Origin of the sequence: Streptomyces cyanogenus, from assembly GCF_017526105.1 — a bacterium.
In the GTDB taxonomy this organism is placed as follows: domain Bacteria; phylum Actinomycetota; class Actinomycetes; order Streptomycetales; family Streptomycetaceae; genus Streptomyces; species Streptomyces cyanogenus.
The window spans coordinates 6,712,126-6,736,480 of the sequence record NZ_CP071839.1 but is presented as its reverse complement, the minus strand read 5'-3'; the positions used below and the strand labels follow the sequence as shown (position 1 = coordinate 6,736,480).

General features: G+C 73.0%; 20 protein-coding genes. 12 read left to right on the top strand and 8 right to left on the bottom strand.

Translation table 11 applies throughout. The annotated features are described in order from the left end of the window. Positions 1-247: 247 nt before the first annotated feature. From S1361_RS30235 to S1361_RS30225, 3 genes are all read left to right on the top strand, one after another. A complete protein-coding gene (locus S1361_RS30235; protein WP_208035055.1) occupies positions 248-1,018 on the top strand; it encodes a DUF4142 domain-containing protein in 771 nt (256 codons plus the stop codon). A 116-nt stretch (positions 1,019-1,134) separates the two neighbouring features. After that, positions 1,135-1,914 carry a TIGR04222 domain-containing membrane protein gene (locus S1361_RS30230; protein WP_208035054.1) on the top strand — a complete coding sequence of 260 codons (780 nt, stop codon included), beginning with the start codon at positions 1,135-1,137 and terminating at the stop codon, positions 1,912-1,914. Positions 1,915-2,060: 146 nt separating this feature from the next. Further along, positions 2,061-3,719: an alpha/beta hydrolase gene (locus tag S1361_RS30225; protein WP_208035053.1), complete on the top strand. Its 1,659-nt coding sequence runs from the start codon at positions 2,061-2,063 to the stop codon at positions 3,717-3,719. A 33-nt stretch (positions 3,720-3,752) separates the two neighbouring features. Here S1361_RS30225 and hemQ read toward each other — a convergent pair whose 3' ends face one another. Together hemQ and hemG are read right to left on the bottom strand one after the other, a co-directional pair. Further along, a complete protein-coding gene (gene hemQ, locus S1361_RS30220; RefSeq protein WP_208035052.1) occupies positions 3,753-4,484 on the bottom strand; it encodes a hydrogen peroxide-dependent heme synthase in 732 nt (243 codons plus the stop codon). Between the two features lie 5 nt (positions 4,485-4,489). Continuing rightward, entirely contained in the window at positions 4,490-5,944 is a 1,455-nt protein-coding gene (hemG, locus tag S1361_RS30215; RefSeq protein WP_208035051.1) for a protoporphyrinogen oxidase, read from the bottom strand. A gap of 158 nt (positions 5,945-6,102) precedes the next feature. Between hemG and S1361_RS30210 the strand changes: the two genes are divergently transcribed. Together S1361_RS30210 and S1361_RS30205 are read left to right on the top strand one after the other, a co-directional pair. Continuing rightward, positions 6,103-7,068, top strand: a complete 966-nt coding sequence (locus S1361_RS30210; RefSeq protein ID WP_208035050.1) for a DUF4349 domain-containing protein — start codon at positions 6,103-6,105, stop codon at positions 7,066-7,068. 27 nt (positions 7,069-7,095) lie between these two features. Further along, entirely contained in the window at positions 7,096-8,490 is a 1,395-nt protein-coding gene (locus S1361_RS30205; RefSeq protein WP_208035049.1) for an FAD-dependent oxidoreductase, read from the top strand. Here the strand turns inward: S1361_RS30205 and S1361_RS30200 are convergent. Then, positions 8,487-8,768: a hypothetical protein gene (locus S1361_RS30200; protein WP_208035048.1), complete on the bottom strand. Its 282-nt coding sequence runs from the start codon at positions 8,766-8,768 to the stop codon at positions 8,487-8,489. The two genes, S1361_RS30205 and S1361_RS30200, sit on opposite strands and share 4 nt — an antisense overlap. Positions 8,769-8,860: 92 nt before the next feature. Here S1361_RS30200 and S1361_RS30195 point away from each other — a divergent pair, with 92 nt between their 5' ends. Further along, positions 8,861-9,685: a rhomboid family intramembrane serine protease gene (locus S1361_RS30195; protein ID WP_208035047.1), complete on the top strand. Its 825-nt coding sequence runs from the start codon at positions 8,861-8,863 to the stop codon at positions 9,683-9,685. Positions 9,686-9,698: 13 nt separating this feature from the next. Here the strand turns inward: S1361_RS30195 and hemE are convergent, their stop codons facing one another. Further along, positions 9,699-10,757: a uroporphyrinogen decarboxylase gene (gene hemE, locus S1361_RS30190; protein ID WP_208035046.1), complete on the bottom strand. Its 1,059-nt coding sequence runs from the start codon at positions 10,755-10,757 to the stop codon at positions 9,699-9,701. A gap of 161 nt (positions 10,758-10,918) precedes the next feature. Between hemE and S1361_RS30185 the strand changes: the two genes are divergently transcribed. From S1361_RS30185 to S1361_RS30165, 5 genes are all read left to right on the top strand, one after another. Continuing rightward, complete coding sequence (locus S1361_RS30185) at positions 10,919-11,596, top strand: DUF3000 domain-containing protein (protein ID WP_208035045.1); 678 nt, start codon at positions 10,919-10,921, stop codon at positions 11,594-11,596. 260 nt (positions 11,597-11,856) lie between these two features. After that, positions 11,857-12,516 (top strand): response regulator transcription factor, encoded by a 660-nt coding sequence (locus tag S1361_RS30180; protein ID WP_030777669.1) that lies wholly within the window; start codon positions 11,857-11,859, stop codon positions 12,514-12,516. 147 nt (positions 12,517-12,663) lie between these two features. Continuing rightward, complete coding sequence (locus tag S1361_RS30175; protein ID WP_208035044.1) at positions 12,664-13,962, top strand: ribonuclease D; 1,299 nt, start codon at positions 12,664-12,666, stop codon at positions 13,960-13,962. A 224-nt stretch (positions 13,963-14,186) separates the two neighbouring features. Continuing rightward, positions 14,187-15,404 carry a thiolase family protein gene (locus tag S1361_RS30170; RefSeq protein WP_208035043.1) on the top strand — a complete coding sequence of 406 codons (1,218 nt, stop codon included), beginning with the start codon at positions 14,187-14,189 and terminating at the stop codon, positions 15,402-15,404. Continuing rightward, positions 15,401-17,530 carry a 3-hydroxyacyl-CoA dehydrogenase NAD-binding domain-containing protein gene (locus S1361_RS30165; protein WP_208035042.1) on the top strand — a complete coding sequence of 710 codons (2,130 nt, stop codon included), beginning with the start codon at positions 15,401-15,403 and terminating at the stop codon, positions 17,528-17,530. Before S1361_RS30170 ends, S1361_RS30165 begins: the two co-directional genes overlap by 4 nt. A 52-nt stretch (positions 17,531-17,582) precedes the next feature. On the opposite strand, the gene S1361_RS30160 is transcribed toward S1361_RS30165, so the two are convergent. Next, positions 17,583-18,599 carry a PLL family lectin gene (locus S1361_RS30160; protein WP_208035041.1) on the bottom strand — a complete coding sequence of 339 codons (1,017 nt, stop codon included), beginning with the start codon at positions 18,597-18,599 and terminating at the stop codon, positions 17,583-17,585. 76 nt (positions 18,600-18,675) lie between these two features. Between S1361_RS30160 and S1361_RS30155 the strand changes: the two genes are divergently transcribed. Next, the gene (locus S1361_RS30155; RefSeq protein WP_208035040.1) at positions 18,676-19,077 is read left to right on the top strand and encodes a PIN domain-containing protein; all 402 of its coding nucleotides are present in this window, start codon (positions 18,676-18,678) and stop codon (positions 19,075-19,077) included. Here the strand turns inward: S1361_RS30155 and S1361_RS30150 are convergent. The 3 genes from S1361_RS30150 to dxs form a co-directional block, all read right to left on the bottom strand. Further along, a complete protein-coding gene (locus S1361_RS30150; protein ID WP_208035039.1) occupies positions 18,998-20,536 on the bottom strand; it encodes a glycosyltransferase family 39 protein in 1,539 nt (512 codons plus the stop codon). The genes S1361_RS30155 and S1361_RS30150 overlap by 80 nt on opposite strands. Positions 20,537-20,611: 75 nt before the next feature. Further along, a complete protein-coding gene (locus S1361_RS30145; RefSeq protein WP_208035038.1) occupies positions 20,612-22,135 on the bottom strand; it encodes an amino acid permease in 1,524 nt (507 codons plus the stop codon). 139 nt (positions 22,136-22,274) lie between these two features. Beyond that, complete coding sequence (gene dxs, locus S1361_RS30140) at positions 22,275-24,203, bottom strand: 1-deoxy-D-xylulose-5-phosphate synthase (RefSeq protein WP_208035037.1); 1,929 nt, start codon at positions 24,201-24,203, stop codon at positions 22,275-22,277. Positions 24,204-24,355 lie beyond the last annotated feature (152 nt).

Below are 24,355 nucleotides of genomic sequence, written 5' to 3'. Positions count from 1 at the left end.
CGTCCGTCCGCGGCCCGCAGGCCGCGCGGGCACGGCCACGGCCGACGCACTGCGGTTCACCGGGGGCACGGCGAACCGCGCGACCGGCCACGGTGCACCGGTGGTCGCCGACGGGACCGCAACCGCCCCGCCGGCCCGCGAACGGCCACCGCCCACCCGCGCGCGGAACCCGGCCCCCGTCCCCCAGTAATATGCCAACCCCGCACCCATCCCCAGCACATCCCCGGCGTGCGGTGCAGGAGGCACCATGCGACCGCGTCCACCGATCAACGGCCGTGGCATATTCAGCGGCACCGGTCTCGTCATCACCGCCCTGGCGGCCACGGTCGTCGCGCTGCTGGTCCCGCTCTGGTCGTACGCCGGCCGGCAGGACCCGGCGAGCGCGAACGTGCTGAGCGCCCAGACGGTGACGACGCCGTACGGCCCGTTGTCGGCGCAGGACCGGGACTTCGTCACCAAGGTCCGGCTGGCCGGGCTGTGGGAGCTGCCCGCCGGGGAGCTGGCGCAGCGCAAGGGGACGACACCGGCCGTCCGCACGGCCGGGCAGCACCTCGTCGACGGCCACACCTCCCTGGACGCGCACGTCCGCACGGTCGCCACCCAGCTCGGCCTGGCCCTGCCCAACGAGCCGAACGAGCAGCAGAAGCAGTGGCTCGCCGCCCTGAACGCGGCCGACGGGCAGGACTTCGACCGCCGGTTCGCCGGCCTGCTGCGGCTCGCGCACGGCCGGGTGTTCTCCCTGGTCGCGCAGGTCCGGGCCGGCACCCAGAACTCCCTGGTCCGTGATCTTGCCGACGACGCCAACGCGACGGTGCTGGACCACATCAAGGTCCTGGAGGCGACGGGGTACGTCGACTTCGCCGTACTGGCCGAGGACCTGGCGGCCTCCGCGACCCCGGTGCCGACCCCGCCGCAGGTCGACCCGAGTGCCGCCGTACCGGTCACGCCGTCGCCGGGCGAGACCTACTCCCTGCCGCCCGCCGCCGCGAGCCCGCCGCCGGCGACGAGCAGCCCCTGACCGCCCCGGACGGCCACGGACCAGCCCGGGAAACGGAACGTCACATACCAGCAACAGTCCGTCCGGATGATGAAAGGGCATGGCGTTCGCCCAGTCCTCTGGCATACAAACACGTCATGTTCTGGGTCCTTCTCCTGCTCCTGGCCTGGGCTTTCGCCGGGTCCGCCTGCACCCGGCTGTGCCTGGCGGCCGTCCGCGCGGCAGCCGTGGACGCACCCGGTGCGCCGGCGGACGGGGAGCGCGGTCTCACGCTGTACGAGGCGGCCTTCCTCTCCGGCGGCCCCGCACGGGTCGCCGATGTGACGCTCGTCTCCATGGCCCGCCAGCGCCGGCTGCTGCTCGCGCACACCGGCTGGGCCACGGTCGTGGACCCGTGGGGCCGTGACGAGATGGAGCAGTCCGTCATAGGGGCCATAGGGCCCGAGGGACAGTCGCGGATCGCTCCGGTACGGGCGCGGGCGGCCGGCGCGGAGGCCGTACGGCGGCTCGCGGACGGGCTGGTGCGCGCCGGTCTCGCGGTGCCGGAGGGCGCGGCCACGACCGTGGGTGCCGCCGTCCGCCAGGTGCGGGCCGCCGCACTGGCCGTCGCCCTGCTGGGCGTGACCGCGCTGCTGCTGCCCATCGAGACCGGCACACCGCGCCCGCTGGTGGGCGCCTGGTTCGCCCTGCCCCTCACGCTGACGCTCAGCTGCCTGGCCATCGCCCGGTTCGAGGTGCACCCGTACTCGCGCTGGGCCTCCCCGGCCGGGCAGCGGCTGCTGAGCGCGCTGGCCGGCAGGCCGGCCGGCGACGAGCGGTCGTTCCTCACCTCCGTCGCCGTACGCGGCGTCCGCGCCATCGGCGAACCGGAACTGCGCGCGGCCTTCACCCACCGCGACCAGCCCTGGCGGGAGTGAGGCGGCTTCCGGGGGCGCACGGGGGGCATTGACGCCGACACCGGCCGGGTGGTGCTTGCCTTCCTCCACAGCCGGACGAAACATCCCTTGTGTGGTCGCCGCGCCGTGGCAGCCGTGCCATCGCCGCCGCACCGAAGGGATACGCGATGAAAGCTGCCGCTCTCTGCTCGGCCGCCGGTTCCTTGCTCCTGACCTCACTGGCCGCGGCCCCGGCGGGCGGCGCACCCGGCACCCCGGGCGGCGCGGGTGCCCCCGGCACGGCCGAGCTGCGCGGCACCGCGGTCGCCGTGGCGCGTGCCCGGGCGGCCGGGGTCGACTTCGGTCCGTGCGCCGCCGCCGACCTGCCGGAGCCGCCGGCCGATGTGCGGTGCGGCACGGTGACGGTCCCGCTGGACTACGCCCGCCCGGACGGCCGGCAGATCCGGCTGACGGTCAGCCGGGCCCCGGCCACTCAGAAGGATCCGCACAACAGCAAGCGGAAGGTTCCCCGGCAGGGCGCCCTGGTCTACAACCCGGGCGGCCCGGGCGCCTCCGGCATGTACTTCCCGCTGATCGGCGCGGTCCCGGAGTGGAAGCGGATCGCCGCCGCCTACGACCTGATCGGCTACGCCCCGCGCGGGGTGGGCCGTTCCGCGCCGCTGTCCTGCGAGGACCCCGCGCGCTTCTTCAAGGCACCCACCGCGTCCCCGGTGCATCCGTCGGAGGCGTACAAGCGGCAGCGGGTCGACCAGGCGAAGGCGTACGCGCGCGGCTGCGTCCAGCGCTCCGGGACCGCGATCCGCTTCTACAACTCGCTCAACAACGCCCGGGACCTGGACGTGCTGCGGGCCGCGCTGGGCGAGGACCGGCTGACCTTCGTCGGGGCGTCGTACGGCAGCTACTTCGGCTCGCTGTACGCGGCGATGTTCCCCTCGCACGTGCGCCGCATGGTGCTGGACTCGGCGGTGAACCCGGACCCGCAGAAGATCTGGTACCGCAGCAACCTGGACCAGTCGGCGGCGTTCGAGGAGCGCTGGGCGGACTTCCGGGACTGGATCGCCCGGCACCACGACGTGTACGGGCTCGGCGCCACGCCCGCGGCGGTGCAGCGCAGCTACGACACCGCGCGCGAGCGGCTGACCGCGAAGGCGGCGGGCGGCAAGGTCGGCCCCGGCCAGTTGCAGAAGGCCTTCCTGACGGCCGGGTACTACGACGACTTCTGGCCGGGCCGGGCCGAGGCCCTGTCGGCGTATCTGCACGGCGACCCGGGTCCGCTGGTCCGGCTGGCCGCGCCGAGCCCGGAGACGGCCGCCGAGGCGGAGAACGGCAGCGCGGTGTACACGGCCGTGGAGTGCAACGACGCGCCGTGGCCGACGGACTTCGCGGTGTGGGACCGCGACAACACCCGGCTCGCCCGGGTGGCGCCCTTCGAGACCTGGGACAACGCGTGGATGAACCTGCCGTGCGCCTACTGGCCGGTGTCCCGGCAGCAGCCGCTGGACGTGCGGACCGGGCCCGGTGAGCTGCCGCCGGTGCTGATCCTGGCCGCCGAGCGGGACGCCGCCGCGCCGTACCAGGGGGCCCTGGAGACGAACCGGCGGCTGGCCGGCTCGGTGCTGGTGACCGAGCGGGACGCGGGCACGCACGGCATCGCGGGCGGGCCCAACAGGTGCGTCAACGGGCACCTGGAGGCGTACCTGCTGGAGGGCCGCGTTCCGGCGCGGCACGCGTCGTGCGCGCCGCGCCCCGAACCGCCGGCCTCCGGCGGTCCGGCCGACGAGGGGGGTCGCCGGGACGCGCTCAAGGGCAAGGGCGAGCGGCGCTAGGCACCCCCGTGGCCGGGCCCCTTCGGGGCGCTGTCAGGCGAGGTCCGCCACCAGTTCGCCGATGTCCTTGCGGCGGCCCGTGAAGAACGGGATCTCCTCGCGGACGTGCATCCGGGCCTCGGAGCCGCGCAGGTGACGCATGAGGTCGACGATGCGGTACAGCTCGTCGGCCTCGAAGGCCAGGATCCACTCGTAGTCGCCGAGGGAGAACGAGGCGACCGTGTTGGCGCGCACGTCGGGGAAGCCACGGGCCATCTTGCCGTGGTCGGCGAGCATGCGGCGGCGGTCCTCGTCGGGCAGCAGGTACCAGTCGTAGGAGCGCACGAAGGGGTAGACGCTCACGTAGTTCCGGGGCGTCTCGTCGGCCAGGAACGCCGGGATGTGCGAGCGGTTGAACTCCGCCGGGCGGTGCAGCGCCATGTTCGACCAGACCGGCTCCAGCGCACGGCCCAGCCTGGTGCGGCGGAAGAGGTTGTACGCCTCCTGGAGCTGGTCGCTGGTCTCGGCGTGCCACCAGATCATCAGGTCGGCGTCGGCGCGCAGACCGGAGAGGTCGTAGGTGCCGCGGACCGTCACGTCCTTCGCGGCGAGCTGGTCGAACAGCTCCTGGACCTCGTCGGCGTAGCCCGCGCGGTCCGCCGGCAGCACGTCCTTCAGCTTGAAGACCGACCAGAGGGTGTAGCGGATGACCTCGTTGAGGTCCTTGGCCAGCTTGCCCTTGTTCGGGATCCTGCCGGACTCGGTGGTGGGGGCGTCGTCACTCATGGTCCCTATTCTCCCGCTCCGCCGTGCAGGCTCTGCACCGGGTTGGCCGTCAGCTCCGCCACCCCTGACGGATCACCGGCCAGCTGGTCCACGGCGGCGTGGGCGCTCGCGATGCACGCGGGGATGCCGACGCCGTCGTACGGGGCGCCGCACACCGCGAGACCCGGGACCTTGGCGACCTGCTCGCGGATGCGGGCCACGCGCGCGTGGTGCCCGACGGGGTACTGGGGCAGGCCGTCGGCCCAGCGGGTGACCCGGGTCTCCAGCGGCACGGCGTCCAGGCCGGTGGCCTCCCGCAGGTCGTGCCGGGAGACCTCCACCAGGCCGGCGTCGTCCCGGCCGAGCACCTCCGTCTCGCCGTAGCGGCCCACGGAGGTGCGCAGCACCACCACCTCCGGGTCCTCCTCGGCGATCCAGCCCCACTTCTGGGAGGCGAAGGTGGAGGCCTTGATGGTGCGGCCGTCGACGGGCGGCACCAGGAAGCCGCTGCCCTCGGGCAGGCTCAGGTCCGAGCGCCGGTAGGCGAGGGTGACCAGGGCCATCGAGGCGTACTCGACGGCGGCCAGCTCGGCCGCGGCCCCCGGGGACTCGGGGCGCAGCAGCGCGGCGGCGGCCGGGGCGGGTACGGCGACGATCACCGCGTCGGCGTGCAGCACGCGCTCCCCGGCGGTGATCCGCCAGCCGCCGGCCGCCTCCCGGCGCAGTTCCCGCGCGGGTGTCCCGGTCAGGATCTCGCCGCCCCGCGTGCGCACGGACTCGGCGACCGCGAGCGGCAGCCGGCCGATGCCGCCGGCGATGCCCATGAAGACCGGCCCGGTCTGCTGCTGCGCGGCGGCCCTGGCCTGGATCTCCCGGACGCCCTCGGTGAGGGAGGTGTGGGTACGCGCGGCCTGGAAGAGCTGCGGGACGGCCGAGCGCATCGAGATGCGGTAGGCGTCGCCCGCGTAGACCCCGCCGAGCAGGGGTTCCACCAGCCGGTCGACGACCTCGCGGCCGAGCCGGGCCGCCACGTACTCCCCCACGGCCACGTCGTCGCCGATCTCGGTGCGGGGCAGGTCGGCGTCGCGCCCGATCCGGGCCAGGCCCTCGGCGGAGAGGACGCCGGAGAGCGCGGCGGCGGTACCGGGCACGCCCATCACATGGCCCTTGGGCATGGGCCGCAGGGCGCCCCGGGTCCAGATCGAGGCGGTCGCGGTGGCCGGCGGCTGGAGCGACTCGCCCAGCCCCGCCTCGCGCGCGAGCGTCAGCGCCTCGGGGCGGCGGGCGAGCATGGACTCGGCGCCCAGGTCGACCCGCACACCGGCGACCTCGCCGGGCAGCAGCTTGCCGCCGACCCGGTCGCCGGCCTCCAGCACGGTCACGCGAGCGCCGCGCCCCAGCAGCCGGTGCGCGGCGGCCAGCCCGGCGATGCCGGCCCCGATCACGACGACGTGCCCCAAGCCCCTACCCGTTGCGCTCATGTGCCCCACTCTCTCAGACCCCGCCGGCACTCCCGCCGGGACCCGGTGTCCGGTGCGAGTCCGGACCGTGACCGCATCGGGACCGGAGCCGTCAAACGTTTCCGGCCGCCGCGCCGTCGAAGGACCGACACAGACCACAGCTCTCGGGGGTACCGTCCATGCGCACACCACACACCGCACCTCGCCTCCGGACCCTGTCCGGGGTCCTGCTCGCCGCCTCCCTCGCGCTCGCCGGGTGCAGTGGCGCGGACGACACGAGCGGCGGTTCCGCCAAGGCCGCCTCCGGCAGCCGGGCCGAGCGGGCCGGCGCCCTCGGCGGCACGGCGGATCCCGGGAACGGGAAGACCCCGCACGCGACGCCCGTACTGGCCCCGGGCGCGATCATCCGCACCGCGTCCCTCACGCTGGAGGTCGAGGACGTGCCCAAGGCCTTGGCGGCGGCCCGCACGACCGCCGAGGAGGCGGGCGGCTTCGTCGGCGACGAGACGACGAGCCGGGACGCCGGCGGCCACGAGCGCACCCGGGTGGTGCTGCGCGTGCCCACCGAGCGGTACGACGAGGTCCTCACCGGACTCCAGGGCACGGGCCGGCTGGTCGGCCGCACGGCCAAGGCCGTCGACGTCAGCGACCAGGTCGTGGACGTGGACAGCCGGATCAGGTCGCAGCGGGCCAGCGTGGACCGGATCCGCGCGCTGATGGACAGGGCGACCAAGCTGAGCGACGTCGTCGCCTTGGAGGGCGAGCTGAGCAGCCGTCAGGCCGACCTGGAGGCGCTGCTGGCCCGGCAGGCGTCCCTGAAGGACCGCACGAGCCTGGCCACCGTCACCCTGTCCCTGTCGAAGACCCCGGTGAAGCACGCGTCCGGTGACGACACTCCGGGCTTCACGGACGCGCTGGCGGGCGGCTGGCACGCGTTCGCCGGCATGCTGCGCTGGATCGCGCTCGCGCTCGGTGCCGCCCTGCCGTTCGCGGTCCTCGCCGCGCTCCTGGCGCTGCTGTGGCTGCGGGTCGTAAGGCCCCGGCTGCCGCGCCGCGCGCACCGCGTGCCCGCGACGACCGCGCCCGGCCCGCTGCCGTCGGCCCGCCCGGCGCCGGACTCCGCCGAGGAGACCGGGCGGGACTGAAGTCCCCGCGCCCCGTAGCGTGTTCCCATGAGCATGAGCGAGGGGCGGGACGGCAGGGAACGGCTGGTCGTGATCGGCGGCGACGCCGCGGGCATGTCCGCGGCGTCGCAGGCACGGCGGCTGAAGGGGCCCGAGGAGCTGGAGATCGTGGCCTTCGAGCGCGGCCACTTCACCTCCTTCTCGGCGTGCGGCATCCCGTACTGGGTGGGCGGCGAGGTCCCCGAACGGGACCGGCTGATCGCCCGGACACCCGAGGAGCACCGCGCGCGCGGGATCGATCTGCGGCTGCGCACCGAGGTCACGGAGATCGACGTGGCCCGGCAGCGGGTACGCGCGCGTGACGTCGATTCCGGCGCCGAGTCCTGGACGCCGTACGACAAGCTCGTCATCGCCACCGGCGCCCGCCCGGTCCGCCCGGAGCTGCCGGGCGCCGACGCCCCGGGTGTCCACGGCGTGCAGACCCTCGACGACGGCCAGGCCCTGCTGGACACGCTGTCCGGCACGCGCGGCCGCAGGGCGGTGGTCGTGGGGGCGGGCTACATCGGCGTGGAGATGGCCGAGGCCCTGATCAACCGGGGCTTCGAGGTGACGGTCGTCAACCGCGGCCGGGAGCCGATGTCGACGCTCGACCCGGACATGGGCCGGCTGGTGCACCGGGCCATGGAGGGCCTCGGCATCACCATGGTGAACGACGCCGAGGTCACCAAGCTGCTCACCGGCGAGGACGGCAGGGTCCGCGCGGTGGCCACATCGGACGCCGAATACCCGGCGGACGTGGTGATCCTGGGCATCGGCGTCCGCCCGGAGACCACGCTCGCCCGGACGGCCGGGCTGCCGCTCGGCGCCCACGGCGGCCTGCTCACCGACCTGGCGATGCGGGTGCGCGGGCACGAGAACATCTGGGCGGGCGGCGACTGCGTGGAGGTGCTGAACCTGGTCTCCGGGCAGGAGCAGTACGTCCCGCTCGGCACCCACGCCAACAAGCACGGCCAGGTCGTCGGCACGAACGCCGGCGGCGGCTACGCCACCTTCCCCGGTGTCGTGGGCACGGCGGTCAGCAAGGTGTGCGACCTGGAGATCGCCCGCACCGGCCTGCGCGAGAAGGACGCCCGCCGTGCCGGCCTGCGCTTCGAGACGGTCACCATCGAGTCGACCAGCCGGGCCGGCTACTACCCCGGGGCCGCCCCCATGACGGTCAAGATGCTCGCCGAGTCCCGCACCGGGCGGCTGCTGGGCGTACAGATCGTCGGGAGGGAGGGTGCGGCGAAGCGGGTCGACATCGCGGCGGTGGCGCTCACCGCCCGGATGACGGTGGAGCAGATGACGGCCCTGGACCTGGGCTACGCCCCGCCGTTCTCACCGGTGTGGGACCCGGTACTGGTGGCGGCGAGAAAGGCGGCGGCGAAGGTACGGGCCGCCTAGGCGGTCCCGCTGATCCGCGGCAGCGACGTCACCCCGGAGGAGACGGCGGCCGGCTGCTCGCCGGAGGGCTTCGCGTGGGAAGCGGACGGCCGGGCGGACCGGAGCCGGTAGCTCACCGCCTCGTCCAGCGTCACCGGCCGCTGCATCTGCGAAGCGAGCCGGCCCGCCTCCTGGCCGAGCCGCGCCACGTCCTCCCAGGGAAGCCGTACCACCAGAGACAGCTCGGCCTCGCCGTCGGGCAGAGCGTGCATCGCCGGAACCTGTGGAGCGTTCGTCATCGCCTGATCCTCACGTCGGTTGAGAACACATACGCACGCCCGCCCGGTCGCGTTCACCGATTCACGGGCCCGATCGCGGGCACTACTCCTGTGTGGTCATCCCCGTCCATGACGTGAACCCGGCGCGCCGCACACCCTGGGTGACGTACGCCCTGATCGCCGCCAACGTGCTGGTGTTCCTCACCATGCCCGGCACAGCCGGTGCCGTGTCCGGGGGCGGCGAGCTGGCCCGGCTGTGCGATCTGCAGGCGTTCATGGACCACTACGCGGCGGTCCCCCGGGAACTGATCCACCATCAGCTGCCCCGGCTCGTCCCGACCGGGGAGGTCGGTCTGGGCCCGCACGGCCCGGGCTGTGTCGTGGCACCGCCCGCCTACGACAAGTCCCCGGCGCTGTCGGTCTTCACCGCGATGTTCCTGCACGGCGGCTGGCTGCACCTGCTGGGCAACATGCTCTTCCTGCTGATCTTCGGCAACAACGTCGAGGACCGGATGGGCCACATCCGCTACTTCCTCTTCTACGTCGTCTGCGGCTACGCCGCCGGCTACGGCTTCGCGTTGCTCAACGACGGCTCCGGCGACCCGCTGATCGGCGCGTCCGGCGCGATCGCCGGGGTCCTGGGCGCCTATCTGGTGCTGTACCCGAAGGCCAGGGTGTGGGTGCTGGTGCCGTTCCTGGTCTTCCTGCCGCTGCGGCTGCCCGCCTGGCTGGTGCTGGGCTTCTGGTTCGGGCTGCAGGCGGTGTACTCGTCCGGGCACGGGGTGTCCGGCGCCGGCACGGTGGCGTACGCCGCGCACGTGGTCGGCTTCGTGGCGGGCATGCTGCTCGCCTGGCCGCTCAAGCCCGGCACGCCTCCCCCGCCGGAGCCGCCCGGCCTGCTGTTCGGCAGGCGCGCGCGGCCCCACTACTCCTGGTGAGCGGGCCGGCGGCTCAGCGCGCGGTGGCGGTGTGGACGTACTCCACGAGCCGGGTCAGCGCGTCCGGGTCGGTGTTCGGCATGACGCCGTGACCGAGGTTGAAGACGTGACCCTCCAGGCCGGCGGCGGCGTCGAGCACCTGGCGGGCCTGGGCGGCGACGGTGTCCTTGTCGGTGAACAGGACGGTCGGGTCCAGGTTGCCCTGGAGCGCCTTGCCGGGGCCGACGCGGCGGGCGGCCTCGTCCAGCGGGACGCGCCAGTCGACACCGACGACGTCCGCGCCGGCCTCGCCCATGAGCTTCAGCAGCTCACCCGTGCCGACGCCGAAGTGGATGCGCGGGACGCCGTACCCGGCGACGGCGTCGAAGACCTTCGCGGAGGCCGGCATGACCGACTTCCGGTAGTCGGCGGGGGCCAGCGCGCCGGCCCAGGAGTCGAAGAGCTGGACGGCGCTCGCGCCGGCCTCGATCTGGACCTTCAGGAACGCGGCCGTGATGTCGGCGAGCCGGTCCAGCAGGTCGGCCCAGAGTTCGGGGTCGCCGTACATCATCGCCTTGGCGTTCTCGTACGTGCGCGAGGGACCGCCCTCGACCAGGTAGCTCGCGAGGGTGAACGGCGCGCCGGCGAAACCGATGAGCGGGGTGGCGCCCAGTTCGCGGGTGAGCAGGCCGATGGCCTCGGTGACGTAGGGGACGTCCTCGGGGGTGAGGTCGCGCAGCCGGGCCAGGTCGGCGCGGGTGCGGATCGGCTGCTCGACGACCGGGCCGACGCCGGGCTTGATGTCGAGGTCGAGGCCGATGGCCTTCAGCGGGACGACGATGTCGCTGAAGAAGATCGCCGCGTCCACGTCGTGCCGGCGCACCGGCTGCAGGGTGATCTCGGTGACCAGCTCGGGCCGCATGCAGGACTCGAGCATCGGGACGCCCTCGCGCACCTTGCGGTACTCGGGCAGGGAGCGGCCGGCCTGGCGCATGAACCACACCGGGGTGTGCGGCACGGGCTCGCGCCTGCACGCCCTGAGGAAGGCGCTGTCGTACGTCGCTGTCGGCTGCGGGGTGTCATTGGCGGTCACGAGGCAAGTTTCGCATGCGCCGGAGCGGCACCGGCCCCCCGGCTGCGCCACCGCGCGCGGCGGCGCCATGCGGCGCACGGCCCCGCGTGGCGCCCATGGCGCCCATGCCGTAGGGGTGTCTTGCCCTGCACGACGCCTCGCTTCCCCTTACTCTTCCCCGCATGGCTGCGGCTCACGGACGAAGGTCGGACAGCGCTGATGGAGCGGGCGAAGTGAAGGACACCGAGGAGGCGGACGGGCACCCCGGTGTCCCGGGGCCGCCGGCTTTCCGCACCGCGGTGGAGGCCCTGCGCGGCAGCCGGCTGCGGCCCCAGGTCGAGGTGGAGCCGACGCCCGCCCCGCAGCGCCTGGCGCCGTACGCGTACGCGCTGGAGGCGGTGGTGGTCGACGGGGACCAGGAGCTGGCCGACGGGCGGCTGGTGCTGCTGCACGACCCGGCCGGGCACGAGGCCTGGCGGGGCACGTTCCGTCTGGTGACGCTGGTGCGGGCGGAGCTGGAGCCGGAGATGGCGGCCGATCCGCTGCTGCCCGAGGTGTGCTGGTCGTGGCTGACCGGGGCGCTGTCGGCGCGCGGGCTGGGCTACGGCGAGCCGAGCGGCACGATCACGCGCGCGAGCTCGCACTACTTCGGCGGTCTCGCCGAGCGGCCGGCCGCCTCGCAGATCGAGATCCGGGCGTCCTGGACGCCCCGGGAGGGCCTGGGCGGGGTGCCGGACAGCGCCGCCCACCTGGCCGCGTGGTGCGATCTGCTGGCGCAGGTCGCGGGGCTGCCGCCGGCCGGGCCGGGGGACGCTTCGGTGGTGACCCTGCCGCAGCGCAGGGGCCCGGAGTCCCGGTGAGCGGTCGCTGCGAAACGCCCGATTGACCATCTCTTTGTCGATACGGCCACTTTCCGTACTCGAATCGCACCCGCTCGAACCGACTCGATCTTCGCATGATCGATCGCGTGTCCGAATTGCACAGATTGTTACTCACTAGATCGTGATCATTCCCTAAAGGCGGACGAGTTTGCTGCCGAAGACGACTGTGACCTTGAAAGCACGGTTCGTCCCGGCTTCATCCCCACAAGCCGGCCCCGTCCCCCCACCCAGGAGGCCTGGTGTCCGTTCTCCTCGAGCAACCCGCAAGCCTGGTCGCCTACCGCCCGAACAAGCCGACCGCCATGGTGGTCGTGGCCGACCCGCGCGTCCGCTCCACCGTCACCCGCCACCTGTGGGCGCTCGGGGTGCGCGATGTCATCGAGGCCTCGTCCATCGCGGAGGCTCGTCCCCGCATCGGCAACCCGCGCGACATCTGCGTCGCCGACGTCCACCTCCCCGACGGCTCCGGCCTCACCCTGCTGTCCGAGACCCGCGCCGCGGGCTGGCCCAACGGACTCGCGCTGTCCGCCGCCGACGACATCGGCGCGGTCCGCAACGCGCTGGCCGGCGGTGTCAAGGGCTACGTCGTCACCGGCACCCGCACCAACATCGGGCTCCCCACCCGCCCCGGTGCCGCTCCCCTCGGCGCCGCCGCCCGTATGCACCGCCGCCCCCCGGGTGCCCCGAGCCACCCGGGCGGCTACCGGGAGCTGTCCGGACGCGAGGTCGAGGTGCTGCGGCTGGTCGCGGAGGGCCAGTCGAACAAGGCGATCGGCGTGTCCATGGGCCTGTCCGCCCTCACCGTGAAGAGCCACCTCGCCCGCATCGCCCGCAAGCTCGGCACGGGCGACCGGGCCGGCATGGTGGCCGTGGCCCTGCGCACGGGGATCATCCACTGAGCCCACCCTCCACCCCCTTCGGCGGAATCCGCCGTTCACTCATGTGAACCGCACCGAGCCCCTGACTGACTTGTTTATGACCCTGGCACGCCCGTCGACGGAACGTTCCGTCGACGGGCGCCGTCCCCACACGGATACCCTTGACAGGTGACCGACGCCCAAGACACCGCAGCAGACAGCTCCCTGCGCACCACCGGAGGCACTCCTCCGGACGACGCCGGATCTTCTGTGATGGGGGCGCCGACTCCTCTGCTCGAACCGCGCGAGGGCATTCCGCCCGTGATCGCCGACGAGGCGGCCCTCGCCCGGGTGATCGCCGCCTTCGCCGCCGGCTCCGGCCCGGTCGCCGTGGACGCCGAGCGCGCCTCCGGCTACCGCTACGGCCAGCGCGCCTACCTGGTGCAGCTGCGCCGCGAGGGCGCCGGCACCGCCCTGATCGACCCGGTCGCCTGCCCCGACCTGTCCGGACTCGGCGAGGCCCTGTCCGGCGTCGAGTGGGTGCTGCACGCGGCCACCCAGGACCTGCCCTGCCTGCGCGAGATAGGCATGGTCCCGAGCCGCCTGTTCGACACCGAGCTGGCCGGCCGGCTCGCCGGGTTCCCCCGGGTCGGCCTCGGCGCCATGGTGGAGGGCGTCCTCGGCTTCGTCCTGGAGAAGGGCCACTCCGCCGTCGACTGGTCGACCCGGCCGCTGCCCGAGCCCTGGCTGCGCTACGCGGCGCTCGACGTCGAGCTGCTGGTCGACCTGCGGGACGCCCTGGAGAAGGAGCTGGACCGGCAGGGCAAGCTGGAGTGGGCGCTCCAGGAGTTCGACGCGATCGCGTCCGCGCCGCCGGCCGAGCCGCGCAAGGACCCCTGGCGCCGTACGTCCGGGATGCACAAGGTGCGCCGGCGCCGGCAGCTCGCGGTCGTGCGCGAGCTGTGGGAGACGCGGGACCGGATCGCACAGCGCCGGGACGTGTCGCCGGGGAAGGTGCTGAGCGACGCGGCCATCGTGGAGGCCGCGCTGGCCCTGCCGGGCAACGTCCACGCCCTCGCCGCACTCAACGGCTTCGGGCACCGGACGGGGCGGCGGCAGCTGGAGCAGTGGCAGGCCGCCGTCGACCGGGCCAAGGCCCTTCCCGACAGTGCGCTGCCGCAGCCTGGGCAGCCGGTGACCGGTCCGCCGCCGCCGCGTGCCTGGGCCGACAAGGATCCGGCCGCCGCGGCTCGGCTGTCCGCCGCCCGGGCCGGGGTGACGGCGCTGGCCGAGCGGCTCAACATGCCCCAGGAGAACGTGATCTCCCCGGACACGGTGCGGCGGGTCTGCTGGGAGCCGCCGAAGACCGTCGACGCCCGGTCCGTGGAGCTCGCGCTCGCCGGGTACGGCGCGCGGCCGTGGCAGGTGGAGCTGGTCACGCCGGTGCTGGTGGACGCGCTGTCGGCGAAGGGTGCCCAGACGCCGTAGGGGCCGCGAAAGCGGAACAGGGACGTCGAGATCACGCCAAGATCCTGTGGGGGTGCAGGTACAGGAAGGTGACGCCGGACCGAGACGCCGACCGGTGAGGGATGTGACGTTCACCGCTCCAGCCCAGGGGGCTGGGCAGTCACGTTACTCGTAAGTAGCATGGGTGCTGAGCGCGCGCTCAGCGCAACGCAGCAGTGCCATCCCGCATCTGGAGGAGAGCCATCGTGCCTCGTACCGTCAGGGACGTCGTCTTCGTCGACGGCGTCCGCACCCCGTTCGGCAAGGCGGGCCCGAAGGGCATCTACCACGAGACCCGTGCCGACGACCTCGTCGTGAAGGCGATCCGGGAGCTGCTGCGCCGCAACCCCGGTCTGGACCCGAAGAAGATCGACGAGGTCGCCATCGCCGCGACCACGCAGATCGGCGACCAGGGCCTGACCCTCGGCCGCACGGCCGGCATCCTCGCGGGCCTGCCGCAGTCCGTCCCCGGCTACTCGATCGACCGCATGTGCGCCGGCGCCCTGACCGCCGTCACCACCACCGCCGGTTCGATCGCCTTCGGTGCCTACGACGCCGTCATCGCCGGCGGTGTCGAGCACATGGGCCGCCACCCGATGGGCGAGGGCGTCGACCCGAACCCGCGGTTCGTGTCGGAGAAGCTGGTGGACGAGTCGGCCCTGTTCATGGGCATGACCGCGGAGAACCTGCACGACCGCTACCCGCAGATCACCAAGCTGCGTGCGGACGAGTACGCGGTGCGCTCGCAGGAGAAGGCCGCCAAGGCGTACGCCAACGGCAAGATCCAGCAGGACCTGGTGCCGATCTCGGTGCGCCGGAGCAACCCCGAGGCCGGCGAGACCGGCTGGGGTCTGGTCACCGCCGACGAGCCGATGCGCCCGGGTACGACCCTGGAGAGCCTGGCCGGCCTGAAGACGCCGTTCCGCGTGCACGGCCGGGTCACCGCGGGCAACGCCGCCGGTCTCAACGACGGTGCGACCGCCTCGATCATCGCCTCCGAGGACTTCGCCCGCGAGAACAACCTGCCGGTGAAGATGCGTCTGGTCTCGTACGCCTTCGCGGGCGTCGAGCCGGAGGTCATGGGCTACGGCCCGATCCCGGCCACGGAGAAGGCGCTCGCCAAGGCGGGCCTGTCCATCTCCGACATCGGCCTGTTCGAGATCAACGAGGCCTTCGCCGTGCAGGTGCTGGCCTTCCTCGACCACTACGGCATCGCCGACGACGACGAGCGCGTCAACCAGTACGGCGGCGCCATCGCCTTCGGCCACCCGCTGGCCTCCTCCGGCGTCCGCCTGATGACGCAGCTGGCCCGCCAGTTCGAGGAGCAGCCGCACGTCCGCTACGGCCTGACCACCATGTGCGTCGGCTTCGGCATGGGCGCGACGGTCATCTGGGAGAACCCGCACTTCGAGGGGGACAAGTGAGCACCACCGCCGAGCTTCTGAAGCAGGCCTCCGAGCTGTTCCCCGACGAGGTCGTCACCAGTGCGCACGTACGCCACTTCGACCTCCCCGCCGGTGCCGGCCGCTTCGCGCTGATCACGCTGGACAACGGCCTGGACCACACCAAGCCGACCACCTTCGGCCCGGCCTCGCTGGCGAACCTGAACACCGCCGTCGACCAGGTCGAGAAGGAGGCCGCGGACGGCGAGATCGTCGGCGTCGGCATCACCGGCAAGCCGTTCATCTTCGCGGTCGGCGCCGACCTCAAGGGCGTCGAGCTGCTGAAGGAGCACGAGCACGCGCTCGCCATCGGCAAGGGCGGCCACGAGGTCTTCAAGCGCCTGGCGAAGCTGGCCGTCCCGACCTTCGCCTACTACAACGGCGCGGCGATGGGCGGCGGCGTCGAGGTCGGCCTGCACTGCACCTACCGGACCGTCTCCAAGGCGATCCCGGCGTTCTCGCTGCCCGAGGTCTTCCTCGGCCTGGTGCCCGGCTGGGGCGGCTGCACGCTGCTGCCCAACCTGATCGGCGCCGACAAGGCCGTCTCGGTCATCATCGAGAACTCGCTGAACCAGAACAAGCAGCTCAAGGGCAAGCAGGTCTTCGAGCTCGGCATCGCCGACGCGATCTTCGAGGGCGCCGACTTCCTGGAGCAGTCGCTGATCTGGACCGCCCAGGTGCTCAAGGGCGACGTCAAGGTCGAGCGTCCGGTGATCGACCGCGGCGAGGCCTGGGACCAGGCCGTCGCCAAGGGCCGGTTCATCGCGGACAGCAAGGTGCACGGGGCCGCTCCGGCCGCGTACCGCGCCCTGGACATCATCGCCGCGGCGAAGAACGAGGACCTCCAGCAGGGCTTCGACGCCGAGGACCAGGCCCTCGCGGACCTGATCATGGGTGGCGAACTGCGTGCCGGCATCTACGCGTTCAACCTGGTGCAGAAGCGCGGCAAGCGTCCCGCCGGCGCCCCGGACAAGAACCTGGCCCGCCCGGTCACCAAGGTCGGTGTCGTCGGCGCCGGTCTGATGGCCAGCCAGCTCGCGCTGCTCTTCCTGCGCCGCCTGGAGGTGCCGGTCGTGCTGACCGACATCGACCAGGAGCGCGTCGACAAGGGTGTGGGCTACGTCCACGCCGAGATCGACAAGCTGCTCGGCAAGGGCCGCATCCACCAGGACAAGGCCAACCGCCTCAAGGCGCTGGTCACCGGCGTCCTGGACAAGGCCGAGGGCTTCGCGGACGCCGACTTCATCATCGAAGCGGTGTTCGAGGAGATGGGTGTCAAGCAGAAGGTGTTCGCGGAGGTCGAGGCGGTCGCCCCGGCGCACGCGATCCTCGCGACCAACACCTCCTCGCTGTCGGTGTCGGAGATGGCGTCGAAGCTGAAGCACCCCGAGCGGGTCGTCGGCTTCCACTTCTTCAACCCGGTCGCGGTGCTGCCGCTGCTGGAGATCGTCCGCGGCGAGAAGACGGACGACGCCTCCCTGGCCACGGCCTTCGCCGTCGCCAAGAAGCTGAAGAAGACCGCGGTGCTGGTCAAGGACGCCCCGGCGTTCGTCGTGAACCGCATCCTGACCCGCTTCATGGGCGAGATCCAGAACGTCATCGACGAGGGCACCCCGGTCGAGGTCGCCGAGAAGGCCGTCGAGCCGCTCGGTCTGCCGATGTCTCCGCTGGTGCTGCTGGAGCTGGTCGGCCCGGCGATCGGTCTGCACGTCTCCGAGACGCTGCACGGCGCGTTCCCGGACCGCTTCAAGGTCTCCCCGAACCTCAAGGCGGTCGTGGAGGCGGGCAAGCGCGGCTTCTACGTCTACGACAGCGGCAAGCCGGAGCTGGACCCGGAGGTCGCCGCGCTGCTCCAGCAGGGCGATGCCGTCCTGACGGAGGAGCAGGTGCGCGCCCGCGTGCTGGACGCCGTCGCCCAGGAGATCGGGCTCATGCTCGACGAGGGCGTCGTCGCCGAGGCCCAGGACATCGACCTGTGCCTGATCACGGGTGCCGGCTGGCCCTTCCACCTGGGCGGCATCACGCCGTACCTGGACCGTGAGGGCGTGTCGGAGCGTGTGAACGGCAAGAGGTTCCTGGCGCCGGGCGTGGCCAGCGTTCCCGCGTAACACCGGTCGACATCACCGAGGGCCCCCGCCACGGCGGGGGCCCTCGCGCGTGTCAGACCTCCCGCCACGCCTCCAGCGCCAGCCCCGGCTCGTCCTTGCGCCGGGTCAGCAGCAGGCGTCCGGTCGACGGGGACAACGTTGCCGCCGCCACGCGGCCCTCGGCGTCCTTCGTGAGGGAGACCAGCGCGTCCAGCGGCAGTTCGGGGCCCGACTCGGTCCACCAGGCGCCCGCCGACTCCGTCTCGGTCGGATACGCGGCGAAGGCGACCCGGCGGCTCGCCGAACGCTGGACCAGCAGGGTGCAGTCGTGGCCGTCCAGGTCGCAGCGGACCGCCGACACCGGGCCGGACCCGGCCGCGGGCAGCAGGGTGACCGGCTTGCCGCCCGGGCGCCAGGCGCACAGGTCGCCGGAGGTGTCGGTGTAGAAGACGGTCGTACTGTCCGGGGAGGTGGCCAGGGCGCGCAGGGTGCCGGGGCGGACCGGCGTCTGGAGGGCCTCCTGCAGCACGGGCTGGGCGCCCGGCTCCTCCTGACGCCAGTACAGCAGGCCCTGCGGGACGGCCGCGTACAGCTCGACCCGCCCGGACTCCCCCGTCGCCGCCGCCAGACCGTCCTGGACCTCCTTGCCCTTGAGGTCCCGCCAGGGGTCCCAGCCGCCCTTCTCCTTCTGGGCGAGCATGCTCACGCCGCCGCCCTTGTTGCGGACGAAGAGATGGGCGCGTCCCTGGGCGTCCACCGCGACGGCGGGCGTGCCGGTCCGGTCGCCCTTCCGGTTCGGGTGGCCGACCGGGTTCCAGTCCAGGGCGGCCAGGTGCGGGCGGAAGTGCGTGGAGTGCACCAGCCCGGACTCGCCCTTGACCGTGGGCCGCCAGGAGACCAGGTGGGCATAGCCGTCGGCACCCTGGCCGACGGCCAGGACGGGATGCAGTCGCTGCTCGCCGCCCACCTTGCGGGGGGCGGACCAGGGGCCGCCGGGGCCGCGCTCCGCCCGGCACAGGACGGCGTCGCCCGACAGCTGGTAGACACTGAGCCGGCCGTCGCGGCCGCGCAGGAGCCAGTCGCCGTTCACCGGTTCACTCTAAGCCGCTCGGTCGCGGCCCCGGGGCCCGGCCCCCGTGCCGTGCGGCCGTGGGACCCTGTGGTGCATGACCGATGCCCGCCTGCCTGTGCACCCCGCCGGCTCCCCCGCCCCGCTGCTCGTCGTCGTGGACGGCGCGAACGTCGTCGGTTCCCGGCCCGACGGCTGGTGGCGGGACCGCAAGGGAGCGGCCGAGCGGCTGCGGGACCGGCTGGCGGGCCGGGGGCTGCCCGGGCACGCGGGGCCGGTGGAGATCGTGCTCGTGGTCGAGGGCGCGGCCCGGGGTGTGGCGTCCGTGCCCGGCGTCCGGGTGGAGTCGGCGCCGGGCAGCGGGGACGACCGGATCGTGGAGCTGACCGCCGAGAGCGCCGGCCGGGCCCGCCTGGTGGTCACCGCCGACCGGGAGCTGCGGCGCCGGGTGACGGAGCTGGGGGCCGAGGTGGCCGGACCGCGTACGGTCCTGGGCTGAGCCGCGCCCGCTGCCCGGCCGGCACCCGGGCGTACAGCACCGCCCCGTCGACCCGGCCCACCTCCTCGTAGCCCGCGGCCAGCAGGCGGCGCAGGGTGGGGAGGCGGTCGGGGGCGTAGGGCTCGCCCCGGGAGTCGTCGACGACCAGGGCGGGGGCGTGTGCGGTCATCTCCCGGCGGAAGACCGGCCAGGTGCCGGCGACGGCGTACTCCTCGCCGACCTGGGGGCCGTCCCGGCCGCCGCTGTAGTTGGTGAGCAGGCCCGCGGTGAGGTACCGGGTGGCGGGGGTACGCCCGGCCAGCCAGTAGGTCTCCGGGTGTATGCCCCAGACGAGGACCCGGTCGGCGGGTGCGGTGCGGTGCGCGAGGGCCGCCGCGAGCCGTTGGGCGTGCGCGAGTTCGGGGCGCGGGGCGAGCAGGCCCCAGCCGACGAACAGGGCGCAGGCGCAGGCGGAGGTGAGGACGGCGGCCAGGTGCCGTTCCCGGGGCAGGACGTGCAGCGCGGCGGTGGCCAGCAGGGCGAGCGGCGGGGTGAGTTGCAGGTAGTAGTGGCCGAAGAAGTGGCAGCCGAGGACCACCGCGACGGCCGAGGAGCCCAGCCACAGCCACAGTTCGGCCGCTCCGGCGCGGGTGGTGCGCAGGGCCCGTACGACCGGTGGCAGCAGCCCCGCGCAGGCCGCCGCCAGGATCGCGGTGTTGGTCAGCGCGCGGGCCAGCACGTGGAGTTCGGAACCGGTGGGGGTGGCATAGGTGGCGGACCCGGTCACCGTCCAGAACAGGAAGCCGGCCGGATCGGTCAGCAGGGCCGCGCCGAGCACGGGTACGGCGAATCCGGCCGCGAGCCCGGGCAGGCCCGCGCGGGTGCCGCCCCGGCGGTGCAGCAGCCAGGCCACCGGCAGCAGGACCGCGCCGCCGGTCTGCTTGGTCAGGAACGCGGCGGCCACGGCGGCCCCGGCCGCGCCCCAGCGCCCGCGGTCGGCGCACCACAGGGCGGCGGCCGTCCAGGGCAGCATGAACACCTCGAAGGTGGCGGCCTGTGCGTCCTCGGGGTTGAGCCCGACCGAGACGAGCAGGTACAGCACTCCGGCGGTGCGGCCGGCGCGGTCGCCCCAGCGGCGGCGGGCCAGGGAGGCCAGCAGGGCGGCGGTGAGCAGCTGGGCGAGAACGGCGAGGACCCGCAGCGGGGTCAGCGAGCCGGACCCGAACAGCGCGAACGCGGCCTGGTACAGCCAGGGCAGCAGCGGCGGCTTGCGGTCCACGACCGTGTCGTACAGCTGTCCGCCCCCGGCCAGCAGCCGGGCCTGTACGGCGAGGAAGCCCTCGTCCGGGTTCCACAGCGGCCGGGCGAAGGAGGGGAGCCTGGTGAGGGAGGCGAGGGCCGCCAGAAGGGGCAGCAGCCGGGACCAGTACGCCGTCGGGGTGACCGCGGTCCGTGCGGGGGCGAGCGGGACGGCGAGCATGCGCAGCACGCTATCCGGCCCCGAGGTCCCGGGCGAAGCGGGACATACGGGGCCGGAGCGGGGAGTCCGTGGGATTTACTCGGTGGTGCCGTGCGGCGGGTGCACGACCTCCTCGACCGTGGTCTCCTGGTGCCGGCCGAGGCGGCTGTGCGAGCGGCCGTAGAGGAAGTAGACGAAGAAGCCGATGACCATCCAGATGGCGAACCGGATCCAGGTCTCCGCGGGCAGGTTGACCATCAGCCACAGCGTGGCGCACACGGACAGGACCGGGACGAACGGGACCCAGGGGGTACGGAAGGCGCGGTGCAGGTCCGGGCGGGTCCTGCGCAGGATGATCACGCTGATCGCGACGACGACGAACGCGAACAGCGTGCCGATGTTCACCAGCTCGGCCAGTTCGCTCAGACTGGTGAAGCCGGCCACGACCGAGATGACCACACCGAGCAGGATGGTCGACCGGTACGGCGTGCGGAACTTCGGGTGGGTGTGCGAGAAGAACCGGGGCAGCAGCCCGTCGCGGCTCATGGCGAAGAAGACCCGGGACTGGCCGAGCAGCAGGATCATGCAGACCGTGGTCAGGCCGACGGCGGCACCGAAACTGATCAGGCCGGCGAACCAGGGGTGGCCCGTGGCCTTGAACGCGTCGGCGAGCGGCGCCTTCACGGACAGCGCGGTGTACTTCTGCATGCCGGTCACGACGATCGCCACGGCGACGTACAGGGCGGTGCAGATGATCAGGGAGCCGAGGATGCCCCGCGGCACGTCACGCTGCGGGTGCCGGGTCTCCTCCGCGGCGGTGGCGACGACGTCGAAGCCGATGAACGCGAAGAAGACCACCGACGCCGCGGTGAAGATGCCCATGACGCCGAAGTTGGAGGGCGCCCAGCCGAACATCAACTGGATCAGGGGGGCCTTGAGGTTGCCGGCCGCCTCCGCGGACTGCGCCTTCGGGATGAACGGGTCGTAGTTGCCGCCGTGGATGAAGAAGGCACCCGCGATGATCACGACGAGGACCACGGCCACCTTGATCGCGACGACCACGGAGGTGACCCGCGCGGAGAGCTTCATGCCGATGACGAGGATGGCGGTGAGCAGCAGCACGAGGGCCGCGGCGAGGATGTCGAACCCGAAGCCGTGGGCGCCGTCGCGGCCGGAGAGCGCCTCGGGCAGCTGCCAGCCCGCGTTGTCGAGCAGCGAATGGATGTACCCGGACCAGCCGACCGCGACCACCGCCGTGCCCAGTGCCAGTTCGAGGACCAGGTCCCAGCCGATGATCCAGGCGGGGAGTTCACCGAGCGAGGCGTAGGAGAAGGTGTAGGCGGAGCCCGCCACGGGGAGCGTGGAGGCGAATTCGGCGTAGCAGAGGGCGGCCAGCGCGCAGACGACACCGGCCACGACGAAGGACAGGGCCACGGCCGGCCCGGCGGTGTTCTTGGCGGCCGTGCCGGTCAGGACGAAGATGCCGGTGCCGATGATGACACCGACGCCGAAGACGGTCAGGTCCAGGGCCGTCAGCGACTTCTTGAGCGAATGCTCGGGTTCCTCGGTGTCCAGGATGGACTGCTCGACGTTCTTCGTCCGGAACAGCGTGTTGCTCACGTGCCTGCCTCCCACGCTTGTCGTCCTCGACATGATCGAGAGGGCCGGGACCGGGTATGCCCCGGCACAGGCAGGTTCACGCAAAAAAGCCGGTTCCGCCACCCGGAGAAGCGGCGGAACCGGCCCGTGGGATCGCTTTCTAGTCGCGCGCGGTCTCCACGGAGTCCACCGCGCCGGCCGTGTCGCCGAACCGGCCGTCGAGCTTGGCGACCAGCCCGGTGACCTGGCGGGCGATGTCCGGCGCGGTCAGCCCGATCTCGGCGAGCACCTCGGCGCGGGAGGCGTGGTCGAGGAAGCGCGGCGGGATGCCGAAGTCGCGCAGCGGCACGTCCACGCCCGCGTCCCGGAGGGTCTGGGCGATCGCGGAGCCGACGCCGCCGACACGGCTGTTGTCCTCGACGGTGACGACGACCCGGTGCCGCTCGGCGAGCGGGGCCATGGCCTCGTCGACGGGCTTGACCCAGCGCGGGTCGACGACGGTGGTGGAGATGCCCTGCCGGTCCAGCAGCTCGGCGATCTCCAGGCACATCGGGGCGAGGGCGCCCACGGAGACCAGCAGCACGTCCGGCCGGTCGGTGCCTGGCTCCCGGAGCACGTCCATGCCCCCGATCCGGCCCACGGCGGGTACGGCGGGGCCGACGGCGCCCTTGGAGAAGCGCACCACGGTCGGCGCGTCGTCGACGGCGACGGCCTCGCGCAGCTGGGCCCGCACCTGGTCGGCGTCGCGCGGCGCGGCGAGCCGCAGCCCGGGCACCACCTGGAGGATCGACATGTCCCACATGCCGTTGTGCGAGGCCCCGTCGGTGCCGGTGACACCGGCACGGTCCAGTACGAACGTCACCCCGCACCTGTGCAGGGCCACGTCCATGAGGACCTGGTCGAAGGCGCGGTTCAGGAACGTGGCGTACACGGCGAAGACGGGGTGCAGCCCGGCGTAGGCGAGGCCGGCCGCGGAGACGGCGCCGTGCTGCTCGGCGATCCCGACGTCGTACACCCGCTCGGGGAACCGCTTGGCGAAGCGGTCCAGGCCGACCGGCTGGAGCATGGCCGCGGTGATGGCGACGATGTCCTCGCGCTCCTCGCCGAGCCGGACCATCTCCTCGCCGAAGACCGACGTCCAGTCGGCGCCGGAGGAGGCGATCGGCAGCCCGGTGTCCGGGTGGATCTTGCCGACGGCGTGGAACCGGTCGGCCTCGTCCTGCAGGGCGGGCTGGTAGCCGCGGCCCTTCTCGGTCAGGCAGTGCACGATCACCGGCCCGCCGAACCGTTTGGCCCGGGCCAGCGCCGACTCCAGCGCCTCGATGTCGTGGCCGTCGATCGGGCCGACGTACTTCAGGCCCAGGTCCTCGAACATGCCCTGCGGGGCGATGAAGTCCTTCAGCCCCTTCTTCGCGCCGTGCAGGGTCTCGTACAGCGGCTTGCCGACGACCGGGGTGCGGTCGAGGATGTCCTTGGTCCGGGCGAGGAAGCGCTCGTAGCCGTCGGTGGTGCGCAGGGTCGCCAGGTGGTTGGCGAGGCCGCCGATGGTCGGGGCGTAGGAGCGCTCGTTGTCGTTGACGACGATGACCAGCGGTCGGTCCTTGGCCTCGGCGATGTTGTTCAGCGCCTCCCAGGCCATACCGCCGGTCAGGGCCCCGTCACCGATGACCGCGACCACATGGCTGTCCTGTTTGCGCAGCTGGTTGGCCTTGGCGATGCCGTCGGCCCAGCCGAGCACGGTCGAGGCGTGGCTGTTCTCGATGACGTCGTGCTCGGACTCGGCCTGCGAGGGGTAGCCGGACAGGCCGCCCTTCATCTTCAGCCGCGAGAAGTCCTGCCGGCCGGTGAGCAGCTTGTGCACGTAGGACTGGTGGCCGGTGTCCCACAGCACCTTGTCCTTCGGGGACTCGAAGACCCGGTGCAGGGCGATGGTCAGTTCCACCACACCGAGGTTGGGACCCAGGTGCCCGCCGGTCTTGGAGACCTCCTGGACGAGGAAGGTCCGGATCTCCTGCGCCAGCTGGTCCAGCTCCTCCAGGCTGAGCCGGTCCAGATCGCGCGGTCCCCTGATGCGGGTCAGCAGCGGCACCCGTGCCTCCTTGCAGTAGCTGATCGAGCTTTCGCCGGGCTCGCCCGAGTCTAATGTTCATGCTTTGTGGGACACGACAGCGCCCGGCCCCTTCCGGGCGCCGGGCACTGGTCCCGCAGAAGGGGCGCGGGGAACCGCGGACCGGCCACAGC